Below are 7,030 nucleotides of genomic sequence, written 5' to 3' on the forward strand. Positions count from 1 at the left end.
GCCTAGGCCGACTTGCCATTATTCAAATAAGTGTGTCATGGCCAAAATTTCGGCTTCTTTTTTCACTTCTTTTAATACCTTTGGATCATCATAATTGTGAATGGCTGTCACAATTAATTCAGCCACACGGCGGGCATCAGCTTCCTTGAAACCACGCGTTGTGATAGCAGGTGTCCCAATACGAATACCAGAAGTGATGAATGGGCTGAGTGTTTCATTTGGTAAGGCTTCTTTATTGGTTGTGATTGACACAGAATCCAATAATTCTTGCGTTTGCTTACCATTCAAGCCAGTCTTCGTCAGATCTAAGTTAAACAAATGATTATCCGTACCACCGGCCACCACGCGAATATCTTCAGTTTCTGAGAATACTTCTGCCATGGCTTGGGCGTTCTTGATAATTTGTGCGGCATAAGTCTTGAATTCAGGTTGCAACGCTTCCCCAAAGGCAATCGCCTTTCCTGCAATCACGTGTTCCAATGGCCCACCTTGTGAACCAGGGAAGATTGCTGAGTTCAATTGCTTAGCATACTTTTCTTGTGACAAAATGACACCACCACGTGGACCACGCAATGTCTTGTGCGTTGTTGACGTCACAACATCCGCAATGCCAACTGGATTTGGATGCAAACCAGCAGCTACAAGGCCGGCAATGTGCGCCATATCAACCATCAAGTAAGCACCAACTTCATCCGCAATCGCGCGGAACTTGTCAAAGTCAATAATACGTGAATAAGCTGACGCCCCAGCAACAATCATTTGTGGTTGCACTTCACGTGCTTGTTGCGCAATGGCTTCATAATCTAATTGTTCTGTTTCAGGATCCAAACCATAAGTAAATGATTCGTACATTTTACCGGAGAATGATACTTTCGCACCATGTGTCAAATGTCCACCGGCATCCAAATCCATCCCCAAAATACGGTCCCCAGGCTTTAAGAACGCCATGTAAGCCGCAGCATTTGCTTGTGAACCAGAATGGGGTTGCACATTGGCATATTCAGCGCCAAAGAGCGCCTTCAAACGATCGATCGCAAGTTGTTCAATCACATCGACATACTCTGTACCACCGTAGTAACGCTTGTAGGGATAACCCTCAGCATACTTGTTCGTTAATACAGAACCTTGTGCTGCTCGGACACCTTTTGAGGCAAAGTTTTCCGATGCAATCAATTCAATCGTGCGGTTTTGGCGGGCACCTTCTTGTTGAATGGCGCTCCACACTTCAGGGTCACGTTCTTTAAATGACATGATGTTCTCCTAATACGTTAATGACTTAATTATAACGTATTGAACCATTTTTTTCTTTCTAATTATCCGTATAATAACGAATTATTTATCATATTTCATTAAAATGTTCGTTTTATAACAATTCTTGGCGGAACGTCTTTTCAATTTGCGCGGGTGTAATCACCTGACGGTGCAAAATTGGTTGTGCAAACAAGGTGTCGACTGCTGTTGGAATGGTTGTTTGCGTGAGTTGGGCTAATTGGGCCAAACCTTGATAACCTGTTTCAGCTTGCGCACCTAATGCCGTCAACACCGTATCCGCAAACTTATACGGACTCGCCGTCGCTGCTAGCAAAGTTGGGCCACTAATCGCTTGTTCTGACAAGACAAAACGGCCAACAGCCGTATGTGGATCAATGGTGTACTGCGTCTGATCAAATACGGCTTGAATTGTCTTTGTCACCTGTTCTTGCGTGGCAAAGCCAGCCATAAATTGACTGAGTTGACGACGCGTTTCAGGCGTGACCTCATAGGCGCCCTTATCAGCGAGGTCTTGCATATAACGTTTCACTTCAGCTGTATTCCGGCCGCTGGCAAAATACAGCAAGCGTTCCAGGTTACTTGACACCAAAATATCCATTGCCGGCGCGTTGGTAACTTGAAATGCACGTTGCCGATCATAACGGCCCGTCTGGAAAAAGTCAGTTAACACATGATTTTCATTGGACGCCACAACAAATTGTCGTACTGGTAACCCAATTTGGCTGGCATAATAAGCAGCCAACACATTCCCAAAATTACCGGTTGGGACAACAATTGTGACCGGTTCACCGGCTTGCACTTGACCTTGGTTAACTAATTGTGCATAGGCATGAATATAATAAACAATTTGTGGGACCAAGCGCCCAATATTAATTGAGTTAGCCGATGAAAAACGTTGATGATGAGCAGCTAAATCAGCTACTAAGTCTTTTTCAGACAACAACGATTTTACCGCTTTTTGGGCATCATCAAAATTACCCGTAATGGCAATCACATGAGCATTCTTGGCCGCTTCAGTTTGCATTTGTTGTCGCTGCATCTCACTCACACCCACTTCAGGGTAAAAGACGACAATCTCTGTTTGTGGGACATCACCAAAGCCGCGCATCGCTGCCGTGCCCGTGTCGCCAGACGTGGCCGTTAAAATAACCATCGTGTCCGTAATCTGCTGCTTTTTAGCAGCGGCGGTCATCAAATGCGGCAACGCTTGTAAAGCCACATCTTTAAAGGCCAGTGTTGGGCCGTTAAACAGCTCCATATACGTGAGTTGATCTTCTTGGTGATACGTGACAACGTCACGCTGCGCCCACTGGTTCCCATAAGCTTTCGTAATAATATGATCGATTTCAGCCACACTAAAATCATCAAAAAAACCATCAAAAATTTGTGTCGCAATTTCTTGATACGTCTGACTTTTTAATTTTTCCCAATCCAATATCAAGGCTGGCCACACTTCAGGGACATAGAGTCCACCATCTGGCGCAATACCGTTTAAAATGGCTTGGCTGGCGGTCACCTTTGGTGCTTCACCACGTGTTGAAACATAATTAAGCATACATGATTTCCTTTAATATTGAGTCATTATGTTAGATTATAACAAATAACTTCTAATTCTTGAAGAAAAATGATAGAATTGTCATAATAATGAACGAAACAAAGGATGATTTTATGGAAATTGGAATTGGCCTCTTTGGCTTAGGCACAGTCGGCAGTGGCGTGGTGAAAATCCTCCAAGACAATGCCGAACAAATTACAAAACGTACCGGTGCTCACCTTGTCGTGAAGCAAGCCGTCGTGCGTAATTTAGCAAAACAACGGACTGGTTTTCGCCAGAATTTTCCAATCACCGATGACCCCAATGACATTTTGGCAAATCCAGCCATTCAAATTGTTGTGGAGGTCATGGGTTCAATTGATCAAGCCTACACGATTATCAAACAAGCCCTGACTGCAAAAAAGCATGTCGTCACAGCCAACAAAGACTTGATTGCCAGTCGCGGTCAAGAACTCGTCGCCATTGCAGAAGCCAATGGCGTTGATTTATTTTTTGAAGCAGCGGTTGCCGGCGGTATCCCAATCCTGCGTACCCTGTCAACGAGTTTTACGGCGGACGAAATTTCTCGTGTTGCCGGTATTATTAATGGGACTAGTAACTTCATCTTAACGCAGATGGCCACTAATCAATTATCTTATCACGCAGCGTTGAAGCTAGCCCAAGAAAAAGGTTTTGCAGAATCTGATCCAACCAATGATGTCGACGGTTTTGATGCCGCCTACAAACTCATCATTTTGGCAAATTTTGCCTTTGGGATACAACCCGTGATGTCTGATTTAACCATTCAGGGTATTACAGGCTTAACTGATGCTGATATTGCGGATGCTAATAGTTTTGGCTATGCCCTTAAATTATTAGGGGTTGCACAACGCGTTGGGGAAACAAAAGATGCCATTAGTATCGAAGTGTCCCCACAATTAGTCCCTTTCACCCATCCGCTCGCCACAGTGAATAATGAAAATAATGCGGTCTTAGTCAATGGTGAGTCTGTTGGTGAAGTCATGCTCTATGGCCCTGGGGCTGGTGAAATGCCAACCGCTAATTCGGTGTTAAGTGACTTAACCAATGTGGCAACCGACCTCGCCTTAAACACACCTGGCCGTCCCTTTAACTCCTTTAACCAAAACATTGATTTGGCCAAGCCATCACAGCGTATTGCACGCCGGTTTATTGTGATTGAAGTAGATGATACACCAGGTGCGATGTATTCGGTGACTGGTATGTTTGCTGCGGCTAAAATTAGCTTTACCGATCTCAAACAAACCCCTGCTGCTAACGGTACCGCGCGCTTAGTCGCCCTAACCCATCCTGCTAGTGATGCCCAAATCAATCTCATTCGAACGACCATTCGCAATGCCGATGGTATCAATCTCGCTGCGGAGTATAAGTTATTCTCATGATTACAATTAAAGTACCAGCTACTAGCGCAAATATCGGTCCTGGTTTTGACTCACTAGGAATTGCCTTACAAACCTATTTAACCTTAGAAATTCACGAAGAAACCGCTGAATGGGTAGTAGAACACCCAATGGGTGTTGCCATTCCCCATGATGCCACGCACTTCATTGTGGCGACTGCTCGCCAATTAGCCCCAGATCTGACACCCCATCGTTTGGTGGTCAAATCAGACATTCCATTAGCACGTGGCCTGGGCTCATCTTCATCGGCCTTACTGGCTGGTTTGGCGATGGCCAATGAATTGGCCAACTTACAGTTAACAGCTGATGACCTCTTAACGTATGCGACAAAACTAGAGGGACATCCAGATAATGTCGCGCCAGCATTATTTGGCGGCGGGGTCGCTGCCTACTTTGACGGCCAACACGTTTATCATGCCCCGATTCATTTCCCTGAGGATTTGCAATTCGTCACCTACATTCCTGACACGCAATTACTGACGGCCGCAGCGCGAGCTGCGTTGCCCGCCCAACTGGATTTTAAAACCAGTGTGGCAGCTGGTGCGATTGGCAATACCTTGATTGCAGCTCTCAATGCCAATGATTTTGAGACAGCCAAACACTTGATTGAAGCCGATAAATTCCACGAATCTGCGCGTCAACATTTGGTCCCGCATTTGGCACAAATTCGAACAATTGCCCATGACCTCGGGATTGTGGGCACTTACTTGTCCGGCGCAGGCCCAACAGTCATCACTGTAGCACCTGCCCAAGCCGCACAAAAATTACTAACAGCGCTGAAAGCTGCCGGTTTAGCTGGCACCTGCCAACAATTGCTGTTAGATACCACTGGCCTCACTATTCAAAAGGAAGATTAAACCCATGAAAGTTTCTAAATTTGGTGGCTCATCACTCGCTGACGGTCGCCAATTACAACGTGTTTTTGATATTATTCAGGCCGATAACGCCCGTAAAGTTGTGGTCGTTTCTGCCCCAGGTAAGCGTTTTAAAGACGATACCAAGGTGACTGATTTACTCCTTGCTTACGCCGAGGGAACAATTGCTGACACCGACACAACAGAGATTGTGCAAACCATTAAAGCCCGTTATCACGCCATCGGCGATTATTTTGATCTCCCTGCTTATGAATTAGCAGACATTGATGAACAAATTGATCATCTTGCCAAGAAGCACTACCGGTCGTTTGACTATCTCTACGCTGCTTTCGCCGCTCATGGTGAATTTCTCAACGCACAACTTGTCGCCAAAGTCTTCACCCACCTCGGCTTACCAGCCCGCTTCGTTGACCCCAAGGAAATTGGGCTCCGCGTTGATGATCACGCACGCTCAACCACTTTCAATCCAAAATCTTACGATACGATTGCAAAACTCGATTTAACCACCAGTGAACGTTTGATTGTCCCCGGCTTTTTTGGTTACACGGAAAATGGTGATATGGCAACATTTTCACGGGGTGGTTCTGACATCACTGGTGCCATTATGGCACGCGGTTTGAGCGCTGATTTGTATGAAAACTTTACGGATGTCAGCGCAATCTATGCCGTTAATCCCAACATCATTGATCAACCTGCGGCTATCAAACAAATGACTTATGACGAAATGCGTGAATTGTCCTATGCGGGGTTTGCCGTCTTTCATGATGAAGCCATTATTCCAGCGATTCAGGGTGGCATTCGTATTAACATTAAAAATACCAACGACCCTGACGCGCCTGGTACTTTTATTGTGCCACCAACTGAAGTGCAGCAAACAGCACCGGTAACTGGTATTGCGAATTCTAATCGTTTTGCCGCCCTCTACCTCCACCGTTATTTGCTCAACAAAGAAGTTGGTTTCACCCTACGGATTCTGGAAATTTTAAAGCGTCACAACATTTCGTATGAACATATGCCATCAGGAATTGACGATTTAACCATTATTTTTGATAAAACCCTCCTTTCTCAAGCCCAAATTGATCATATGTTGGCTGACATTGCTGCCGAAATTAAGCCAGACACGCTCAAATGGTTACCAAGTTATGGCATTATCATGATTGTAGGCGAGGGAATGCGCAACCGTATTGGTGCGCTAACTGAAATCGTGGCACCGCTTAAAGATCAAGGCATTAGTTTGCAGATGGTGAACCAAGGCGCCAGTGAAATCTCAATTATGTTAGGTATTCAACCTGATTTAGCCGATCAAGCAGTTAAAGCCATTTATCATAATATTTTCACAGCCTAAAAAAAGCACTCACAATTTGTGGTGTACCCCGAAAGTTAAAGTAAAATAGTTTAGTTCATTAAGCGGCCATTTGTCGGTATTCTACCGGTGAGTGGCCGTTTAATTTTGTTTGAATGCGTGTGTTGTTGTAATATAGTATCCAATTATTGACGGCATCTATCAACGCTTTAGCTGATGAATACTTGTTTAGTGGCCCGATTTCAACTTTAAGCTTATTAAAGAAGCTTTCCATAACCGCATTGTCTAGAGCAGTTGCACGACGCGACATGCTTTGGATAATGCGGTTTTTCTTTAGTGTTTTACGCCATGTTCTGTGACGATATTGCCAGCCTTGATCCGTGTGAATTGTTGTACGATACGGAAGTTTTGGCAGTTGCGCTACGAGCTGATTAAGCGGTTGTAAGGTAAAGGCGAGATCTGGACGCGTGCTAATGGCATAGGTGAGAATCTCATTGTTATACATATCAAGAATCGGTTCTAAATAGACATTTTCGCCAGTCGCCGAAATCTTAAATTCAGTAACATCGCTAGCTAATTTTTGTAATGGCCGATTGGTCTTGAACCG

Annotated in this window: 6 protein-coding genes; 3 read left to right on the plus strand and 3 right to left on the minus strand. The window is 44.8% G+C overall.

All coding sequences use genetic code 11. The features are described 5' to 3' along the window. Positions 1-18: 18 nt before the first annotated feature. Together glyA and thrC are read right to left on the minus strand one after the other, a co-directional pair. A complete protein-coding gene (glyA, locus tag IE039_RS03945; protein ID WP_010003658.1) occupies positions 19-1,251 on the minus strand; it encodes a serine hydroxymethyltransferase in 1,233 nt (410 codons plus the stop codon). Positions 1,252-1,363: 112 nt separating this feature from the next. Then, positions 1,364-2,827 carry a threonine synthase gene (gene thrC / locus IE039_RS03950; RefSeq protein ID WP_189428765.1) on the minus strand — a complete coding sequence of 488 codons (1,464 nt, stop codon included), beginning with the start codon at positions 2,825-2,827 and terminating at the stop codon, positions 1,364-1,366. Positions 2,828-2,940: 113 nt separating this feature from the next. Here thrC and IE039_RS03955 point away from each other — a divergent pair, with 113 nt between their 5' ends. From IE039_RS03955 to IE039_RS03965, 3 genes are read left to right on the plus strand one after another with little or no spacing between them, the layout of a single operon-like run. Next, positions 2,941-4,227 carry a homoserine dehydrogenase gene (locus IE039_RS03955; protein WP_189428770.1) on the plus strand — a complete coding sequence of 429 codons (1,287 nt, stop codon included), beginning with the start codon at positions 2,941-2,943 and terminating at the stop codon, positions 4,225-4,227. Then, complete coding sequence (gene thrB, locus IE039_RS03960) at positions 4,224-5,102, plus strand: homoserine kinase (protein ID WP_010005604.1); 879 nt, start codon at positions 4,224-4,226, stop codon at positions 5,100-5,102. The genes IE039_RS03955 and thrB overlap by 4 nt, the downstream gene beginning before the upstream one ends. 4 nt (positions 5,103-5,106) lie before the next feature. Further along, the gene (locus IE039_RS03965; RefSeq protein WP_189428766.1) at positions 5,107-6,465 is read left to right on the plus strand and encodes an aspartate kinase; all 1,359 of its coding nucleotides are present in this window, start codon (positions 5,107-5,109) and stop codon (positions 6,463-6,465) included. A 58-nt stretch (positions 6,466-6,523) separates the two neighbouring features. On the opposite strand, the gene IE039_RS03970 is transcribed toward IE039_RS03965, so the two are convergent. Next, positions 6,524-7,030, minus strand: a 507-nt coding sequence (locus IE039_RS03970) for an IS3 family transposase (protein ID WP_189428767.1), incomplete at its 5' end; no start/stop codon positions are given.

The sequence above is a fragment of the Leuconostoc lactis KCTC 3528 = DSM 20202 genome, assembly GCF_014651235.1.
Taxonomy (GTDB): domain Bacteria; phylum Bacillota; class Bacilli; order Lactobacillales; family Lactobacillaceae; genus Leuconostoc; species Leuconostoc lactis.

Bases quoted from the DNA above. Each gene is read 5' to 3' on its own strand.
- IE039_RS03965 (WP_189428766.1), top strand. From the start codon at position 5,107: ATGAAAGTTTCTAAATTTGGTGGCTCATCACTCGCTGACGGTCGCCAA.
- thrC (WP_189428765.1), bottom strand. From the start codon at position 2,827: ATGCTTAATTATGTTTCAACACGTGGTGAAGCACCAAAGGTGACCGCC.
- glyA (WP_010003658.1), bottom strand. From the start codon at position 1,251: ATGTCATTTAAAGAACGTGACCCTGAAGTGTGGAGCGCCATTCAACAA.
- IE039_RS03955 (WP_189428770.1), top strand. From the start codon at position 2,941: ATGGAAATTGGAATTGGCCTCTTTGGCTTAGGCACAGTCGGCAGTGGC.
- thrB (WP_010005604.1), top strand. From the start codon at position 4,224: ATGATTACAATTAAAGTACCAGCTACTAGCGCAAATATCGGTCCTGGT.